Consider the following 16903-nt stretch of genomic DNA (forward strand, 5'->3'; position numbering starts at 1 on the left):
GGATCAGCCGCCCGGCCACCGGGCGGCCCGGGATAGCGTGCCGGCATGACGCGTTGGGGGATTCTCGCCACCGGACACATCGCCGGCCGCTTCGCCGAGGACCTCCGGTTGGTGCCAGGGGCCGAACTGGTCGCCGTCGGCTCGCGGACGCCGGAGAGCGCCGAACGCTTCGCCGCCCGGCACGGCGCCGCCCGGGCATACGGCTCCTGGGCGGAGCTGGCCGCCGACGACGAGCTGGACGTGATCTACGTGGCCACCCCGCACGCCGCGCACCACGAGGCGACCCGGACCTGCCTGGAGGCCGGCCGGGCGGCGCTGGTGGAGAAGCCGTTCACCCTCGACCTGGCCACCGGCGCCGAGCTGGTCGAGCTGGCCCGGGTCCGCGGGGTCTTCCTGATGGAGGCCATGTGGATGCGGACGAACCCGCTGATCCTGCGGGTGTGCGAGCTGATCGCGGAGGGGGCGATCGGCGAGGTGACGCACGTACGCGCGGACTTCGGGGCCGCCGGGCCGTTCCCGCCCGAGCACCGGATGCGGGCCCGCGCCCTCGGCGGCGGCGCCCTGCTGGACCTGGGCGTCTACCCGGTGAGCCTGGCCCACCTGCTGCTCGGCGTGCCGCAGCACGTGCACGCCTGGGCGAAGCTCGGCCCCGAGGGAGTGGACGAGAACACCGGCATCGTCCTCGGCTACGACTCCGGCGCGGTCGCCACGCTGAGCTGCGGCATGGTCGGGGCCACGGCGGTGACCGCCTCGATCACCGGCACCACCGGCCGGATCGACCTGCCCGAGCCGTTCTACCGGCCCGACGCGGCGGTGTTGCACCGGGCCGGCGCCGAGCCCGAGACGCTCCCGGCCGAGCTGGTCGGCGGCGGCTACCAGCACGAGGCCGCCGAGGTGCAGCGCTGCCTGGCCGCCGGGCTGACCGAGAGCCCGCTGGTGCCGCACCCGGTGACCCTCGAGGTGATGGGGCTGCTGGACGACATCCGGGCGCGGATCGGGGTCGACTACGCGTGAGGGGCCCCCTGCCGTGGCGGGGAGCCCCTCGACGGGCGGTTCAACCGGATCAGAACAGCGGCCGGACCACCAGGTAGGTCAGGCAGGCGATCAGCGCGGCCGCCGGGAACGTGATGATCCAGGCGATCACGATGTTGCCGGCGACGTTCCAGCGCACCGCGGAGAGCCGCTTGGTAGCACCCACGCCCATGATCGCGGAGGTGATCGTGTGGGTGGTGGAGATCGGCGCCTTGAGCACCAGGGCGTTGAAGTAGAGCACCAAGCTGGCCACCGTCTCGGCGGCGAAGCCCTCCGGCGGACCCAGGTCGATGATCTTGCGGCCGAGGGTGCGGATGATCCGCCAACCGCCGGCGTACGTGCCCAGCGCCAGCATGGTCGCCGAGGTCCAGAACACCCAGCCCGGGATGTGCGTCTTGTCGTCCTGGAAATTACCGGTGTAGAGGGCCAGGACCACGATGCCCATGGTCTTCGCGGCGTCCTGCATACCGTGGCCGACCGACATGGCCGCTGCCGAGACCGTCTGCGCCCAGCGGAAGCCCCGGTTGAGCCTGCCCGGCTGCCCCTTGCGGAACAGCCAGAGGATGGCCAGCATCAGCAGGTAGCCGAGGGTGAGGCCGACGAGCGGCGACAGGATCATCGGGAGGATGACCTTCTCGCCGATGTTGGCCCACTGCACCACGCCGCCGGTGGCGAGCAGGGTCGCCCCGACCAGGCCGCCGAAGAGGGCGTGCGAGGAGGACGACGGCAGGCCGAAGTACCAGGTGATCAGGTTCCACGCGATGGCGCCGAGCACCCCGGCGAAGAGCACCCCCAGACTGGCCACGCCGGTGGGCAGGATGACCAGGCCGTCACCGACGGTCTTGGCCACGCCGGCGCCGAAGTGCGCGCCGACGAAGTTGCCGACCGCGGCCAGCAGCAGGGCGATCCGGGGTGTCAACGCCCGGGTGGAGACGCTGGTCGCGATCGCGTTGGCGGCGTCGTGAAAGCCGTTGGTGTAGTCGAACGCCAGGGCCACCGCGATCACCGCCAGCACGGCGATGAGTTCGGGACTCACAGGATCAGGACTCCTTGACCGCGATGGTCTCGACGGTGTTGGCCACGTGCTCGAAGGCGTCGCAGGCGGCCTCCAACTCGTCGGCGACCTCCTTCATCTTCAGCACGGTCAGCGCGTCGTACTCGCCGGAGAAGAGCCGGACCAGCAGCATCCGGTACGTCTGGTCGCCGTCGTTCTCGAGCCGGTTGCACTCGATCCAGTAGTCCTCGAGGTCCTTCATCGACTTCAGCCGGGGCATCGCCTCGGCGGTCAGCTTCGCCTGCTGGTCGAGCACGTTCACCATCTCGTGCAGCTCGCGCGGCAGCGAGGGCAGCTTGGTGAGGCCGTAGAGGTAGAGCAGGTTGCCGACCGCCTCGAGGTGGTCCATCACGTCGTCCAGCAGCGAGCCCAGCCGGTAGATGTCCTCGCGGTCGAACGGGGTGATGAAGGTGGAGTTGATCTTCTTGTAGAGCTGGTGGGTGATCTGGTCGCTGTCGTGCTCGACCTCGGTCAGCCGCTCGCTCACCGACTGCACGTCGACGTCGGGCAGGCCCAGCTCGTTGAGCAGTGCGGTGCCCTTCACCAGATTCTGCGCGGCCCTGGTGAAGAGCTCGTAGAAGGCGCCCTCGGTGGGACGGAAGGAAAACTTCACAGCACGGACCTCGTCGTGTTGGTGGAAGGGTGGCCGACGCCGTCCGGGCGTCCGCTGAAGGGCATGCTAGGTACACCACGGAATCGGGCATTCGCCGGCCCACCCCAGGTCAGGCCTGATTCACCGCTCGTTCACCCGCCGTTCACCTTTACCCTCTCGTCGCCGTGCCGCAACCGCTGGCGCTCCTGCTCCACGTCGAAACCGGCTGGCGGATACCCCAGATCCAGTCCGCCGAACGTCTCCCGCAGCAGGTGGGCCACCGCCCAGTCCCGGTACCACTTGCGGTCCGCCGGGACCACGAACCAGGGCGCGGCCTCCGCGCCGCACCGACCCAACGCCTCGGCGTACGCCGCCTGGTAGTCGTCCCAGCGCGCCCGGGCGTCGATGTCGCCCGGGTTGTACTTCCAGTACTTCGTCGGGTCGGTCAGCCGCTCCATCAGCCGCTCGCCCTGCTCCTCGTGGGAGATGTGCAGCATGACCTTGACCAGGGTCACGTCGGCGTCGGTCAGCTCCCGCTCGAAGGCGTTGATCTCGTCGTACCGGGCCCGCCAGGTGGCCTCCGGCACCAGCGACCCGACCCGGACCACCAGCACGTCCTCGTAGTGCGACCGGTTGAAGATCCCGACGTACCCGGGCGGGGGCAGTGCCCGGCGGATCCGCCAGAGGAAGTCGTGCCGCAGCTCCTCCACGGTCGGCGGGCCGAAGGAGCGGATGTGCAGGCCGAGCGGGTTCATCGCGCCGGCCACCCGCTTGACCGTGCCGTCCTTGCCGCCGCAGTCCATCGCCTGGAGCACCAGCAGCACCCGGGCCGCCCGGCCCCCGTCCAGCTCCGGCCCACCCCGAGTGGGGGCGGAGGCGGGGCCCTCCGGCTCGGCGGCCGCCTTGGCGGTGGCGAAGAGCATCTCCTGCCGCCGGCCCAGTTCCGCGCCGATCAGGTCGACCTGCCCCCGCGCCCAGGCCTTGCGCTCCTTGCCCGTCCCGGCCGCGCCGGGCAGGCCTGGCGTCGACCTGGGTCGATCGCCCCGAGGTCCACCGCGCTGCCGTCCGAGGCAACCCGCAACAACTCCCGCATCCTGCCACCCTCCGGCAGCACGAGCTCCGATTCATCGACTCCGCCCATCCCCCGATCCTCACCCACCCCGCCGGCAGCCGCCTCCCGAGCGTCCACCCGCCCCGCCCCCGCCCCCGCGTTTCAAGATCCGCACACTGTCCCGGAAGGAGTGGCCCCCGCCGCTCGAAAAGGCCACTCTTTCCGTGAAGTTCTGCGGATCTCGAGGCCGGCGGCCGGGTCCGAGGGGGGCGGGGACGGCGGGTGTCACGTTTCGGGCGGCGGAACATCCGGTGGGTGGGCAGAATCTGGGCGGGGAGGCCGGGATGACGGTGGAGCTGGCGACGGAGTTCGAGGCCGAGCGCGGGCGGCTGATGGCGGTCGCGTACCGGATGCTGGGCAGCCGGAGCGAGGCGGAGGACGCCGTCCAGGAGACCTGGCTGCGCTACGCCGGCGCGCTCGCCGACCCGGCCGCCCGCGCCGAGGTCCGGCACCTCGGCGGCTGGCTCACCACCACCTGCGCCCGGATCTGCCTGGACCTGCTCCGGTCCGCCCGGGTACGCCGGGAAACGTACCCGGGCCAGTGGTTGCCGGAGCCGCTGGTCACCCCGCTGAGCGGGAGCCCGACGGCCGACGGGTTCGCCCCCGACCCGGCCGAATGGGCGGTCCGCCGCGACCAGGTCGGCACCGCGCTGCTGGTGGTGCTGGAACGCCTCACCCCCGAGCAGCGGGTGGCCTTCGTCCTGCACGACATCTTCGCGGTGCCGTTCGTCCGGATCGCCGAGGCGCTCGACACCAGCCCGGAGGCGGCCCGGCAGTTGGCGTCCCGGGCCCGCCGCGCGGTCACCGCCCCGGACTCACCCCGGCACACCGCCGACCCTGCCGAGCAGCAGCGGGTGGTGGCGGCCTTCGTCGCCGCCACCGAGTCCGGCGACCTGGCCGCCCTGGTCCGGGTGCTGGCGCCGGACGTGGTGCTGATCGGCGACAGCGGCGGGCAGTTCCCCGCGGCCCGTCGCCCGGTCACCGGCGCCGACGCGGTGGCCCGCTTCAACCTGGGTCTCTTCGGCCGGGCCGGCCGGTACGCCCAGCGGGTGAAGGCGCGGCCGGTGCTGGTGGACGGCTCGCTCGGCCTGCAGTTCGAGACCGTGCACACCGACGGCCGCCCGCTGCGGCTGGTCACCGCCTTCGCCGTGCACGACGGCCGGCTCACCGGCATCTTCAACCAGCTCAACCCGGACAAGCTCCACCACCTGCCCGACCTGGGCCCGGACGACGGCTGGCCGCCGCGCTGGTGAGCCCGGTCAGACCACCAGGGCCAGCCACTTCCGGTACGACGTCGCGAACGGCTCGGTGCCGTCGCCCAGCGCGGTGAAGAGCCAGCCGGCCGCCGTCTCGGCCTCGGCGACCAGGTCGTCCGGGTAGCCGAAGCGCTCCCGGTGGTCGGCGAACTCGTCCTCGTCGCGGAGCTCGACCAGGCCGGTGGCGCGCCGGCGCACCACGTCCAGGTCGAGGTCGACCAGGTGCACGGTCTCGCCCTCCCAGCGGGCCGGGGTGGCGATGTCGCAGTAGACCTCGCTGGTCCGCGGAGGCGGGTTGAACATGCCGGTCCACCAGCCGTGGTGCGGCACGAGGAGGACGAAGGGGATCTGCTCGACGGACGGCCGGCCGTGGTAGACCGACTCCGTGCCGGCCGGTACGCCGAGCCAGACGCCGAGGTCGTCCTCGGCGAGCCGGCGGGCCGGGTAGTCGCGGTGGGCGCTGCCGTCGTACTTGCGGTAGATCACGCGGACCACATCGCTCGGCATGAGTCGCACCCTAGCCGATTCCGCCCGCCCGTCGCCGCACGGCCGTAACCGGTCAGGGGTCGCGGGAATCCGTACGGTCACCGCGCCACGCGGGGCAGCGGCGCACCCGGTGTCGGCGGCGGCGGGTACCGTCGCACGGTGACTCCGCCCCGCACCGCCACCGGTTCCGGCACCCCGACGGCCCGCGGCGGCCGGCGTCGGGGCGCCCGGCCCAGCGGGAGCGAGCTGCTCGCCGCCGCGGTCGGCGCGGTGCCCGGCGGCGCGGCCCGTCCCGGCCAGCAGCAGATGGCCGAGGCGATCGAGCGGAGCGTCGCCACCCGCGAGCACCTGCTGGTGCAGGCCGGCACCGGCACCGGCAAGTCGCTGGCCTACCTGGCGCCGGCGCTGACCGTTGACGGGCCGGTGGTGGTCTCCACCGCCACCCTGGCGTTGCAGTCCCAGCTGGTCGACCACGACCTGCCCCGGCTCGCCGACGCGATCGAGCCGCTGCTCGGCCGGCGGCCCACCTTCGCCGTGCTCAAGGGCCGGCACCACTACCTCTGCCTGGCCCGGCTGGACAACTCCACCGAGGAGGAGCCGGAGGACACCCTCTTCGACGCGCCGGCCGCCCGTCCCGGCGGGACGAAGTGGCTGGGCGAGGCCGGCCGGCTCGGTAAGCAGGTCCAGCGGCTGCGCGACTGGGCGGAGGAGACCGACACCGGCGACCGCGACGAGCTGGACCCGGGCGTCGACGACCAGGCGTGGCGGCTGGTCTCCATGCCGGCGCGGGAGTGCGTCGGCGCGGCCCGCTGCCCGTTCGGCGCGGAGTGCTTCGCCGAGGCGTCCCGGGCCCGGGCCCGCGAGGCCGACATCGTGGTCACCAACCACAGCCTGCTCGCGGTGGACATGCTCGCCGGCCGGCACATCGTGCCGCCGCACAAGCTGCTGATCGTCGACGAGGCGCACGAGCTGGCCGACCGGGTCTCCTCCGCCGCCCAGGCCGAGCTGGTGCCGGAGCTGATCGACCGGTCGGCCCGGCGGGCCCGGCCGCTGCTCCGGCCCGACGTCGCCGATCGGCTCACCGAGGCCGGTGACGCGCTCGCCGTCGGGCTGGCCGAGGCGCCGGCCGGGCGGATCACCGGCGGACTGCCGATCCCGCTGCGCGAGGCGTGCACGCTGCTGGACGCGGCCACCCGGGCCGCGCTGGACGCGATCGGCGACGTCAAGGCCGACGACCCGGACCCGGTCCGCAAGCAACAGGCCAAGGCGGTGCTGGACGAGCTCTCCACCACCGCGCAGCGGCTGCTGGAGGAGGCCGACCACGACGTGGCCTGGGTGGAGAAGCCGGAGAACGGCAGCCGCCGGGCGCTGGTGGTCGCGCCGCTCTCGGTCGCCGGCACGCTCGCCACCCACCTGTACGACGAGCGCACCGTCGTGGCCACCTCGGCGACCCTGGCGCTGGGCGGCCGGTTCGACACGGTGGCCCGGGCGCTCGGGCTGGACGCGCCCCCGCCCGCCCCGCCGTCGCCGGCCGCCGCCGCGCTGGCCGCCGCCTCCGCCGGCCGCCCGGGCGCCACCGCGCCGGGCAGCGGGCCCACCGGGGCCACCGGGCCGACGGCCGGCGGCGGAGTGGCGATCACCCCGGGCAGCCGGCCCGCCACCGGGACCGTCCCGGCCACCGAGGGGCCGGGCTGGTGGTCGCTCGACGTGGGCTCCCCGTTCGACTACGCCCGGCAGGGCATCCTCTACGTGGCCGCGCACCTGCCCCGCCCCAGCGTGTCCGGGCTGCCCGAGGCGGCCGGCGAGGAGCTGCTGGGGCTGGTCGGCGCGCTCGGTGGTCGTACCCTCGGGCTCTTCTCCTCACGACGGGCCGCGCAGCAGGCGGCCGAGCTGCTCCGCGCGCGGACCGACCTGCCGGTGCTGCTGCAGGGCGAGGAGGCGCTGCCGCTGCTGGTCCGCCGGTTCCGGGAGGAGCGGTCCAGCTGCCTGTTCGGGGTGATGTCGCTCTGGCAGGGGGTGGACGTGCCGGGCGACTCCTGCCAGCTGGTGGTGATCGACCGGCTGCCCTTCCCGCGCCCGGACGAGCCGCTCGCGGCGGCCCGGGCGGCCGCGGTGGACGCCGGCGGCGGCTCCGGCTTCGCGGCGGTCAGCGTGCCGATCGCGGCGGTCCGGCTGGCCCAGGGGGTGGGCCGGCTGATTCGGGCGACCGGCGACCGCGGGGTCGTCGCGGTGCTCGACTCGCGGCTGGAGACGGCCCGCGGCTACGGCCCGTTCCTGCGCCGCTCGCTCCCCCCGTTCTGGTACACCACCCGCCCGGAGGTGGCCCGCGGCGCCCTGGAGCGCCTCGCCAAGGCCTGACCCCGCCCCGCCCCGGACACCGCGACCCGCCGCAAACGGCGGTGTCGGCCGGGCGGGACGGCGCGACATGCCGCGAACGGGGTCGATCGACGAGCCGGGCCCGCCCCCTCGGTGGGGGACGGGCCCGAGACGATCCGGCTCGGTCAGGGCGCCTGGGAGGCGACGACCACGGCGTCGGGCGGGGTGTCCGGGACCGAGCGGGCGGCGAGGCGGCGGACCGCGGTGTTGAGCACCGCGATCAGCGGGACCGCGACCAGCGCGCCGGTGATGCCGGCCAGGACCACGCCGGCAGCGATGCTGATGATCACCGCGAGCGGGTGGATGGCGACCGCCCGGCCCATGATCAGCGGCTGGAGCACGTGCCCCTCCAGCTGCTGCACGCCGATCACCGCGCCGAGGATGATCAGCGCGGTCACCGGGCCGCTGTCCACCAGCGCCACCAGCACCGCGACGACCCCGGAGAGCGCGGCGCCGACGATCGGGATGAACGCGCCCAGGAAGACCAGCGCGGCCAGCGGGAACGCGAACGGGATGTCGAAGATGACCAGGAAGATGCCGATGCCGACCGCGTCGATGAAGGCCACCAGCACGGTGGCCCGGACGTAGGCGCCCAGCGTCGCCCAGGAGGCCCGGCCGGCGTCGTCGACCTTCCAGCGAGCGGCCACCGGCAGCAGCCGCACCAGGAACCGCCAGATCCGGTTGCCGTCGCGGAGGAAGAAGAAGGTGGCGAAGAGCACCAGCACGGCGCCGGTCAGCACCTCGGCCAGGGTGGCCGCGGTGGAGAGCGCGCCGCTGGTGAACTTCTCGGTGTTGCCGTTGATCCAGCCCTGCGCCTCGTCGATGTACCGGTCGAGCTGCTTGTCGGAGAGGTGCAATGGGCCGGTCTTGAGCCAGTTCTGGATCTGCCGCACGCCCTGCGACGACTTGTCGCTCAGCTCCGGCGCACCCTTGATGAACTCGTTCACCACCAGGGTCAGCGTGCCGACCACCGCGGCCAGGCCACCGACCAGCACCACGCCCGTGGCCAGCGACCTCGGGAACCGGGCCCGCAACAGCCAGCCCACGGCCGGCGCGAGCAGCGCGGAGAGGAGCAGCGCTACCGCCAGCGGGATGATCACGATGCTGATCGTCCCGACGATCCGCAGCAGCGCCCAGGTGACCACGCCGATCACGATCAGCCGCCACGACCAGGCGGCGGCGATCCGCAGCGAGTGCGGCACGTCCGCGTCGTCCCGGCTGGAGGTGGAGTTGTGCATCTCCGCGGGCGGTTCCGCGCCGACCACCGTCCCGGACGGCGGCGCCGGCGGGCCGGGCTGGGCGGGCGAGGCCACCCCGGCCTCCTCGGGAACGTCGGCGTGGTCGGCGCGACCCGCGCGCACCGACTCGCGTCCGGACTCGTACGCGCGGCGGAGCCGGCCGCGTACCCGCTCGAAGCGCCTCAAGCGCACCTCCTCAGGAACAAACCGGGCCGCTCATGACGACGGTCCGGACAGGGTACGTCCGACAGCCGCCACCGTAGGGCAGTTCCGCCACACATTGCCCCGCACCACCAGCGCGCAACCACCGGGCGATCGGCCATTCCGCGCGCGGTAGCGTCTCTGCGTGACCGCCGACCAGAACCTCGACTCCGGCCTGCCGATCCGTCTGCTGCACGACCGCGTGCTGGTGAAGATGGAGGTGAGCGAGGGCGAGCGCCGCTCCACCGCCGGCATCGTGATCCCGGCGACCGCCGCCGTGGGCAAGCGGCTCGCCTGGGCGACCGCCGTCGGGGTGGGCCCGCACGTCCGTTCCATCGTCTCCGGCGACCGGGTGCTCTTCGACCCCGACGAGCGCTCCGAGGTCGAGCTGCACGGCCGGGGGTACGTCCTGCTCCGCGAGCGGGACGTGCACGCCGTCGCCGCCGAGCGGGTGGAGCCGGACTCCACCGGCCTCTACCTGTAGCCGATCACCTGGCGACGGCACCGGCGTGCCGTCGTTTCACCTCAACCCACTGGCCGCGCCGTTTGGGCTTCCTGTCGAGGGGAAGCCAGGCCCCAGCCAGCCCTGGGGAGGGATGATGCCGGAATTAGTGAGGAAGCTGTTGTTCTGGGGCTTCATCGCGTTCCTGATCTTCTTCATGGCGTTCCGGCCGGACGGGGCGGCGCAGATGTTCAAGGGGATCGGCGCGGGCCTGATGGCGATCTTCCAGGGCCTCGGTGACTTCATGACCGGCCTGATGACCTGACCATCGCCGGGGCCGGCCTCGGCAGACCCCGGCGGCGTCAGCGGGGTCCGGGCGGCCAGGGCGCGGCCGGGCGCGGGCCGTACCAGCCGGGCGGGCCGTAGCTCACCGGGTGCGCCGGGGCGGGGGGCGCGAGCACCACCGGGATCGGCACCACCGGGGAGTCCGGCGGGTCGACCGGGCGCTGCGAGCCGTCCGGGAACCGTAGGTGGTAGCGCTGACCGTCCCAGACCCCGACCGGCACCTGCGGGTCCCGGCCCACGAAGAACGACCGGTACGCCGCGATCGCCTCCAGCAGCTCCCGCTCCTCCCGGAGGGTCCGTTCCCGGTCGGCCGGCTTGCGGTCGAGCCCCCGGCGCATCCCGTCCCGCAGCAGCGCCAGCCGGGTGGCCGCGAACTGGTAGCCGCGCATCGCCCGCAGGCCGGGGTCGCCACCCACCCGACGGGCCCAGCTGCGGGCCGCGTGCCGGCGGCCCAGGCTGCCCAGGGCGGCCACCTCGGGCGGGGTAAGCCAGCCGGCCCGGACGTAGTCCGGCAGGGTGCGTTCGGTGAGCCGTCCCTCCCAGGCGCGCAGCCAGATCGCGAAGCCGACCATGCCGAAGAAGATCGGCACCATCACCCCGAGGATGCCGTACATGAAGATCACCAGCTCACCGGTGGCCTGGACCAGCGTCGGCAGCAGGTTCCAGGTGCCGTGCAGCATCATCGCCAGCAGCAGGCCGGCGGCCGGGGCGAGGAAGCGCACCCGGCGGTCGGCGGTCCGCGCGGCGATGCCCAGCCCGACGCCGGTCATCGAGGTGAAGAGCGGGTGGGCGAAGCCGAAGAGCAGGATCCGGGTGATGAAGATGGCGATGACCTGCCGGACCCCGGTGGCCGGGCCCCACTGGTCGGCACCCGAGGCGTAGCCGTAGCCGCCCAGGTAGAGGATGTTCTCCACCATGGCGAAGCCGACCGCGGAGAGCCCGCAGTAGACCAGGCCGTCGGTGATCCCGGACCACTCCCGACGCCGGAAGACCAGCAGCAGGATCGGGCCGAGCGCCTTGGTCAGCTCCTCGATGAACGGGGCCACCAGCACGCCGGTCAGCGCGGACGACACCCCCCAGTCCTTGAACAGCCCGGCGGCGGTCTCGTTGACCCGCAGCGACGCCGCGGTGGAGACGAACGCGCCCCAGGCGAAGCAGAAGATCAGGTACTTCAGCGGCTCGGGCTCGTACCGGTCGAGCCAGAGGAAGCAGGCGACCAGGACCGGCACCGGCAGGATCGCGGCGGCGACGCCGATCAGCAGGGCGTCCAGGCCGAGGTTGGAGCCGAGTACGTAGAGCATGTAGACCGCGCAGGCGGCGATCAGCAGCACCGCCAGGGTCAGCGCCATGACGCGCCGCCAGCCCAGGCGGCGCAGCGGCATCCGGGGCGCGGCGGCACCCGGCGGCGGGACGGCGGGCGCGGCGGGCGGCGGCGGGGGCCCGCCGGGCGGGGTGTCGGCCATGCGGTCAGCGTAGTCACCCGTGGCCCGGTGGGCCGGGCGCTCCGGGAGTGGTTATGCTGCCGGCAGGTCACGAGCGCCAGCGTCAAGCCCCGGCTTGCTGGCCGGCAACCCTCGTCTTCGCGGTGGGGTGCCCCGGGTGATGACCGGGCCCGGCCCGATCCGTGTGCTGGGCAAGCGCGGACCCCGTCCCGGTGTGCCCACCCCGGGGTCCCTGGACCCCGGAGGCCCCACCGATGACCGTCACCCTGCTACCGCCCGCCCCGCCGGCGCCGGCCGCGGCGGACCCGCTCGCCGTGCTCGGCGTACCCGGGCAGATCAACCTGGACCACGCCGCCAGCGCACCGTGCGCGCGGGCCGCCGCCGACGCGGTGGCCGAGCTTCTTCCCTGGTACGCCAGCGTGCACCGCGGCGCCGGGGCGCTGTCGCGGCGCTGCACGCTGGCCTACGAGCGGGCCCGGCAGGCGGTCGGCGACGCCTTCGGCGCCCGGGCCGACGACCACGTGATCTTCACCCGCAACACCACCGACGCGCTGAACCTGCTGGCCCGGGCGCTGCCCACCGGCACCACGGTGGTCACCTTCGCCGGGGAGCACCACGCCAACCTGCTGCCCTGGCCGCGCGGCTCGGTACGCCTGCCGGTGCCGGAGAGCCCCGCCGGCGCGGTCCGGGCGCTGGACGCCGCCCTGACCGAGCTGCGCCGGGGCGCCGGCTCGGCCCCGCCGGTGCTGGTGGCGGTCACCGGGGCCAGCAACGTGACCGGCGAGCGCTGGCCGGTGGCCGAGCTGGCCCGGACCGCCCGGCGGCACGCCGCCCGGATCGTGGTCGACGCCGCCCAGCTCGCCCCGCACGCGCCGGTGGACGTCGCCGCGCTGGACGTCGACTACCTGGCCGTCTCCGGGCACAAGCTGTACGCCCCGTTCGGCGCGGGTGTGCTGCTCGGCCGGGCGGACTGGCTGGACGCCGCCCCGCCGTACCTGGCCGGTGGGGGCGCCACCAGCCACGTCGGGTCCGCCACCCACGAGGTGCGCTGGGCCACCGGCCCGGCCCGGCACGAGGGCGGTACGCCCAACCTGCTCGGCGCGGTCGCGCTGGCCGCGGTCTGTGATGCGCTGGCCGGGGCGGACCGGGCCGCGCTGCACGCCCACGAGCAGCTCCTGCTGGCCCGGCTCCGGGACGGGCTGGCCGCGCTGCCGGACGCGGTGGAGCTGCGCACCTTCGGCCCGGACGCGCCCCGGGTCGGCATCGTCTCGTTCGTGCTGGCCGGCCGGGACTCCGCCGAGGTCGCCGCGGAGCTGGCCGGGGAGCACGGCATCGGGCTGCGGGACGGGCTCTTCTGCGCGCATCCGCTGGCCCGGCGGCTGCTCGCCGAGGCGGCCGCGCGTAGCGGGCGGGACGACCTGCCGCCAACCGCGCTGCGCGTCAGCGTGGGGCTGGGCAGCACGCTGGCGCACGTGGACCGGCTGCTGGCCGCCCTGGCCGCGCTGCGCTGAGCCCCCGGCGGGTCATCCGACCGGCGGGGCGGTCGGCGGCTTCGGGGCGGCGTGCTGCTCGGCCGGCGCCCCGCTCGGCTGCTCCTGGCCACCGAAGGACTGCCGGACCAGCCGGTTCGCCTCCTCCTGCTCGATGCCGGAGGCGACGATCAGGTCACTGGCGGTGGTCCGCACCTGGGCGATCACCACGCTGCCGGAGAAGCCCACCCCCTGCGCGTACGCCCGGCCCGCCTCGCTGACCGCGCGCAGGGAACGCTCCCGGGCCTTCTCCGGCTCCTGCCCGGCGGCGAACTCGTGCCGGAGCAGGCGGACCGACTCGGCGAGGTGGGCCACCGCGTCCGGCATCGGCTCCGGGATCGGCTCCTCGTCCTCGATCATGGTCACCGAACGCCGGATCAGGGTGCCGCTGTTGCGCATGGCCCGGTCGATCGGCTCGGCCGCCTCCGCGTAGTGGGTGAGTTCGCTGCGTCGGTGCCAGCGGGCCGGGGAGAGCGTGCTGGTCTCCTTCGCGCCCTCGATCGCCTCGCCGAAGGTGGCCAGCTCGTCCTTGTTCTCCCGGAGCCGTTCCAGCGCCCGCTGCGCGCTGTCGCGGTCCCGGTTGCGCAGCGCCTCGGCGGTGACGTCGAGCTGGGTGGCGAGCAGGTCCAGCGCCGGCCGGGCCGCCCGGTTGATCACCCGCAGCGGGTTGAGCGGCAGCAGGACCGCGGTCACCAGCAGCGCGATCCCGCCGCCGATGAGGGCGTCGACGAAGCGGGGTATCTCCAGGTTCTGCGTCGACGGGCTGAGCGTGACGATCAGCACCGCGGTCGCCGCCGCCTGGATCACGACGGACACGCTGCCGCCGAAGAAGATGGTCAGCAGGATCGCCGAGATGACCACCAGCCCGAGCTGCCAGCCCCCGGCGCCGAGGAAGTAGATCAGGACGTCGCCGAGGAACACCCCGACCGCCACCCCGATGATCAGCTCGACGGTCCGGCGTAGCCGCTGACCCACCGAGGCGGCCAGGGTGCCGACCGCCGAGATCGGCGCGAAGACCGGCTGCGCGTTGTTCAACAGGTCGTGGGAGACGATCCAGGCCAGCGCGGCGGCCAGCCCGGCCTGCACGGCCAGCACCATCGCCATCCGGACCCGGTGCAGCCGGTCGTGCAGGGTGGACTTGCTCTTGTGGCGCAGCTCCTCCACCGCCTCGGCGATCCGGGCGGAGTCGACGTCCACCACGCCGTCGCGCAGGCCGGCACGCCGCATCAGCGACGGTCGTTTGTCCCGGGCCACGGCCATGGCGGGGACTACCCGTACCGGGCGGGGTGAATCCTGGGCCACTCGGGCAGACTCGGCGGGGTGACGGAGCTGATCGACCGGTGGCGGGCGGCGGCGCGGGAGGCCGGGGCCGCCAACGGGGTGGAGCTGACGGCCGCCGGCGAGGAGCTGCTGGCCCGCTGGCGGGAGCCGCACCGGCGGTACCACAGCGTCCGGCACCTGACCGCCGTGCTGGACGTGGTGGACGCGCACGCGTCGTCGGCCGGTCGGCCTGGCCTGGTCCGGCTCGCCGCCTGGTGCCACGACGCGGTCTACGACCCGACGGCGGCCGGGGACGCCAACGAACGGGACAGCGCCGCGCTGGCCGGCGCGCTGCTGGCCGGGCTCGGGGTGCCGGCCGCCGCGGTGGCCGAGGTCCGCCGGCTGGTGCTGCTCACCGCCGGGCACGCGGTCGCCGCCGGCGACCCCGACGGCGCCCTGCTCTGCGACGCCGACCTGGCGATCCTGGCCGCACCCCCCGAGGAGTACGACGCGTACGCGGCGGCGATCCGCCAGGAGTACGCCCACGTGCCCGAGCCGGCCTTCCGCGTCGGCCGCGCCGCCGTCCTCGACGCCCTGCTCGCCCTCCCCGCCCTCTACCGTCTCCCTGCGCTGGCCGCCCGGTGGGAAGCCCCCGCCCGCACCAACCTCACCCGCGAACTCACCGCCCTCCGCTGACCCCGCCGCCTGTTGATCGCTGCGGGTTGCGGCATGCGGCGGTGTCCCGCTCGACGGACACCACCACCTGGCGCAACCGGTGCCCGGCGCGCCGACGGTCAGGAGGCGCGCGGGGCCTGCGGGGCGGGCACCAGGTGTTTGGGGCGGCGGAGGCCGGCGGCGCGCAGGAGGCGGACGATCTCCCGGCTGGGAACCACCCGGGCGCCGAGCCAGACGGCCACCGGGAAGCGCTCGGCGGGGATGTCGTAGTGGTCCCGGTCGAAGGCGCGGCGGGGCGCCCCGAGCGCCTCGGCGAAGGCGTGCAGCTCGGCGTGGGAGACGTCGCTGATCAGATGCGACCAGAGCCGCCCCCGCCACGGCCAGGCCGGCCGGTCCAGGTACAGCATGGCGGCCAATGTAGCCGCCGGTTAGCCTCTCCCGCATGGCTGGCTCCCCCCTCCTCGACGACCTGCGCGCCGCGCTCGGCGACGACGCCGTGCTCACCGACCCCGATCTGCTCCGGATGCACCAGCGCGACGAGGCCGACCTCTGCGCGGCCGGTGTCCCGCTGGTGGTGGTCCGCCCGCGCGGCACCGCGGAGGTGGTCGCGGTGGTCCAAGCGGCGGCCCGGCACGGCGTACCCGTGGTGCCGCAGGGGGCGCGGACCGGGCTGGCCGGCGCGGCGAACGCGGTCGATGGCGCGGTCGTGCTGAGCACCGTGGCGATGGACGCGATCCGGGAGATCGACCCGGTGAGCCGGATCGCCGTGGTGGAGCCCGGCGTGGTCAACGCGACGCTGGCCGGGGCGGTACGCGAGCACGGTCTCTACTACCCGCCGGACCCGGGCTCCTGGGAGTCCTCCACCATCGGCGGCAACGTCTCCACCAACGCCGGTGGTATGTGCTGCGTCAAGTACGGGGTGACCAGCGAGTACGTGCTCGGCCTGGAGGTGGTGCTCGCCTCCGGCGAGGTGCTGCGCACCGGCCGGCGCACGGCCAAGGGTGTCGCCGGGTACGACCTGACCCGGCTCTTCGTCGGCGCGGAGGGCACCCTCGGGGTGATCACCGAGGTCACCGTGTCGCTGCGCCCGGCCCCCGAGGACTCGCTGACCATGGTGGCGGTCTTCGGCTCCATCGCGGAGGCCGGCACGGCGGTGGCCGACATCGCGGCGAAGGGACTCACCCCCAGCCTGCTGGAGCTGCTCGACCGGACGCACCTGCGGGCGATCGAGGCGTACCGGCCGATGGGGCTGCGCACGGACGCGCAGGCGCTGCTGCTGGCCGCCGCGGACACCGGCACCCGGGCGGCGGAGGACCTGGCCCGGCTGGCCGAGGTCTGCGAGGCGGCCGGCGCCGAGGAGGTGTACGCGGCCACCGACGCGGTCGAGGCGGCGGCGCTGCTCCAGGCGCGCCGGCTGGCGCACCCGGCGATGGAGAAGTTCGCCGCGGACAGCTTCCCGGGCGGCAACGGCGGCCTGGTGATCGACGACGTGGCGGTGCCGCGCGGGTCGCTGGCCGCACTGCTGGACGGGGTGGCCCGGATCGCCGAGGAGTGCGACGTGCCGATCGGCGTGGTCGGGCACGCCGGCGACGGCAACATGCACCCCAACATCGTGGTCGACCGGGCCGACCCGGCCAGCCTGGAACGGGGCCGGCGGGCCTTCGACGAGATCATGCGGCTGGGCCTCGACCTCGGCGGCACCTGCACCGGCGAGCACGGCGTGGGGCTGCTCAAGCGGGACTGGCTGGCCAGGGAGATCGGGCCGGTCGGGGTCCGGGTGCACCAGGCGATCAAGGCGGCGCTGGATCCGGAGGGGCTGCTCAACCCGGGCAAGGTGCTCTGAGCCGCCAGCCGCCAGCCGCCG

The 16903-nt window shown here is 74.5% G+C and carries 15 protein-coding genes, 2 pseudogenes and 1 riboswitch; of the genes and pseudogenes, 9 read left to right on the forward strand and 8 right to left on the reverse strand.

The genetic code is table 11. The annotated features are described in order from the left end of the window. Positions 1 to 45: 45 nt before the first annotated feature. A complete protein-coding gene (locus tag ACLQ2U_RS15305) occupies positions 46 to 1014 on the forward strand; it encodes a Gfo/Idh/MocA family protein (protein WP_425751291.1) in 969 nt (322 codons plus the stop codon). A 49-nt stretch (positions 1015 to 1063) separates the two neighbouring features. On the opposite strand, the gene ACLQ2U_RS15310 is transcribed toward ACLQ2U_RS15305, so the two are convergent. The 3 genes from ACLQ2U_RS15310 to ACLQ2U_RS15320 form a co-directional block, all read right to left on the reverse strand. Then, positions 1064 to 2068 (reverse strand): anion permease, encoded by a 1005-nt coding sequence (locus ACLQ2U_RS15310; RefSeq protein WP_425751292.1) that lies wholly within the window; start codon positions 2066 to 2068, stop codon positions 1064 to 1066. A gap of 4 nt (positions 2069 to 2072) precedes the next feature. Further along, complete coding sequence (locus ACLQ2U_RS15315; protein WP_425751293.1) at positions 2073 to 2699, reverse strand: DUF47 domain-containing protein; 627 nt, start codon at positions 2697 to 2699, stop codon at positions 2073 to 2075. A 131-nt stretch (positions 2700 to 2830) separates the two neighbouring features. Beyond that, positions 2831 to 3601, reverse strand: coding sequence for a PPK2 family polyphosphate kinase (locus tag ACLQ2U_RS15320; RefSeq protein WP_425751294.1), 771 nt, complete (start codon positions 3599 to 3601; stop codon positions 2831 to 2833). A 472-nt stretch (positions 3602 to 4073) separates the two neighbouring features. On the opposite strand from ACLQ2U_RS15320, the gene sigJ reads away from it, so the two are divergent. Beyond that, entirely contained in the window at positions 4074 to 5042 is a 969-nt protein-coding gene (gene sigJ / locus ACLQ2U_RS15325) for an RNA polymerase sigma factor SigJ (protein WP_425751295.1), read from the forward strand. A 6-nt stretch (positions 5043 to 5048) separates the two neighbouring features. Here sigJ and ACLQ2U_RS15330 read toward each other — a convergent pair whose 3' ends face one another. Continuing rightward, complete coding sequence (locus tag ACLQ2U_RS15330; protein WP_425751296.1) at positions 5049 to 5552, reverse strand: DUF402 domain-containing protein; 504 nt, start codon at positions 5550 to 5552, stop codon at positions 5049 to 5051. A 138-nt stretch (positions 5553 to 5690) separates the two neighbouring features. Between ACLQ2U_RS15330 and ACLQ2U_RS15335 the strand changes: the two are divergent. Beyond that, positions 5691 to 7049: pseudogene (locus ACLQ2U_RS15335) on the forward strand (ATP-dependent DNA helicase); the annotation flags it as partial. 153 nt (positions 7050 to 7202) lie between these two features. Beyond that, positions 7203 to 7889: pseudogene (locus ACLQ2U_RS15340) on the forward strand (ATP-dependent DNA helicase); the annotation flags it as partial. Between the two features lie 143 nt (positions 7890 to 8032). Here the strand turns inward: ACLQ2U_RS15340 and ACLQ2U_RS15345 are convergent. Further along, the gene (locus ACLQ2U_RS15345) at positions 8033 to 9331 is read right to left on the reverse strand and encodes an AI-2E family transporter (protein WP_425751297.1); all 1299 of its coding nucleotides are present in this window, start codon (positions 9329 to 9331) and stop codon (positions 8033 to 8035) included. Between the two features lie 160 nt (positions 9332 to 9491). Here ACLQ2U_RS15345 and ACLQ2U_RS15350 point away from each other — a divergent pair, with 160 nt between their 5' ends. Together ACLQ2U_RS15350 and ACLQ2U_RS15355 are read left to right on the forward strand one after the other, a co-directional pair. Then, positions 9492 to 9830, forward strand: coding sequence for a GroES family chaperonin (locus tag ACLQ2U_RS15350; RefSeq protein ID WP_425751298.1), 339 nt, complete (start codon positions 9492 to 9494; stop codon positions 9828 to 9830). A 127-nt stretch (positions 9831 to 9957) separates the two neighbouring features. After that, positions 9958 to 10113 carry a hypothetical protein gene (locus ACLQ2U_RS15355; protein WP_425751395.1) on the forward strand — a complete coding sequence of 52 codons (156 nt, stop codon included), beginning with the start codon at positions 9958 to 9960 and terminating at the stop codon, positions 10111 to 10113. 37 nt (positions 10114 to 10150) lie between these two features. Here the strand turns inward: ACLQ2U_RS15355 and ACLQ2U_RS15360 are convergent, their stop codons facing one another. Beyond that, a complete protein-coding gene (locus ACLQ2U_RS15360) occupies positions 10151 to 11596 on the reverse strand; it encodes a PrsW family intramembrane metalloprotease (protein ID WP_425751299.1) in 1446 nt (481 codons plus the stop codon). Between the two features lie 65 nt (positions 11597 to 11661). Then, positions 11662 to 11779: riboswitch (SAM riboswitch) on the forward strand. A 50-nt stretch (positions 11780 to 11829) separates the two neighbouring features. On the opposite strand from ACLQ2U_RS15360, the gene ACLQ2U_RS15365 reads away from it, so the two are divergent. Further along, complete coding sequence (locus tag ACLQ2U_RS15365; RefSeq protein ID WP_425751300.1) at positions 11830 to 13086, forward strand: aminotransferase class V-fold PLP-dependent enzyme; 1257 nt, start codon at positions 11830 to 11832, stop codon at positions 13084 to 13086. Positions 13087 to 13098: 12 nt separating this feature from the next. On the opposite strand, the gene ACLQ2U_RS15370 is transcribed toward ACLQ2U_RS15365, so the two are convergent. Further along, positions 13099 to 14331 carry an FUSC family protein gene (locus ACLQ2U_RS15370; RefSeq protein ID WP_425751392.1) on the reverse strand — a complete coding sequence of 411 codons (1233 nt, stop codon included), beginning with the start codon at positions 14329 to 14331 and terminating at the stop codon, positions 13099 to 13101. Between the two features lie 93 nt (positions 14332 to 14424). Here ACLQ2U_RS15370 and ACLQ2U_RS15375 point away from each other — a divergent pair, with 93 nt between their 5' ends. Further along, a complete protein-coding gene (locus tag ACLQ2U_RS15375) occupies positions 14425 to 15060 on the forward strand; it encodes an HD domain-containing protein (RefSeq protein ID WP_425751301.1) in 636 nt (211 codons plus the stop codon). A 98-nt stretch (positions 15061 to 15158) separates the two neighbouring features. Here ACLQ2U_RS15375 and ACLQ2U_RS15380 read toward each other — a convergent pair whose 3' ends face one another. Beyond that, positions 15159 to 15446, reverse strand: a complete 288-nt coding sequence (locus ACLQ2U_RS15380) for a DUF4031 domain-containing protein (protein ID WP_425751302.1) — start codon at positions 15444 to 15446, stop codon at positions 15159 to 15161. A gap of 35 nt (positions 15447 to 15481) precedes the next feature. Here ACLQ2U_RS15380 and ACLQ2U_RS15385 point away from each other — a divergent pair, with 35 nt between their 5' ends. Then, on the forward strand, positions 15482 to 16882 hold the full coding sequence (locus ACLQ2U_RS15385) for an FAD-binding oxidoreductase (protein WP_425751303.1): 1401 nt from the start codon (positions 15482 to 15484) through the stop codon (positions 16880 to 16882). The last annotated feature ends 21 nt before the right edge of the window (positions 16883 to 16903 follow it).

The organism is Micromonospora sp. DT47 (assembly GCF_049844475.1).
In the GTDB taxonomy this organism is placed as follows: Bacteria; Actinomycetota; Actinomycetes; order Mycobacteriales; family Micromonosporaceae; genus Micromonospora.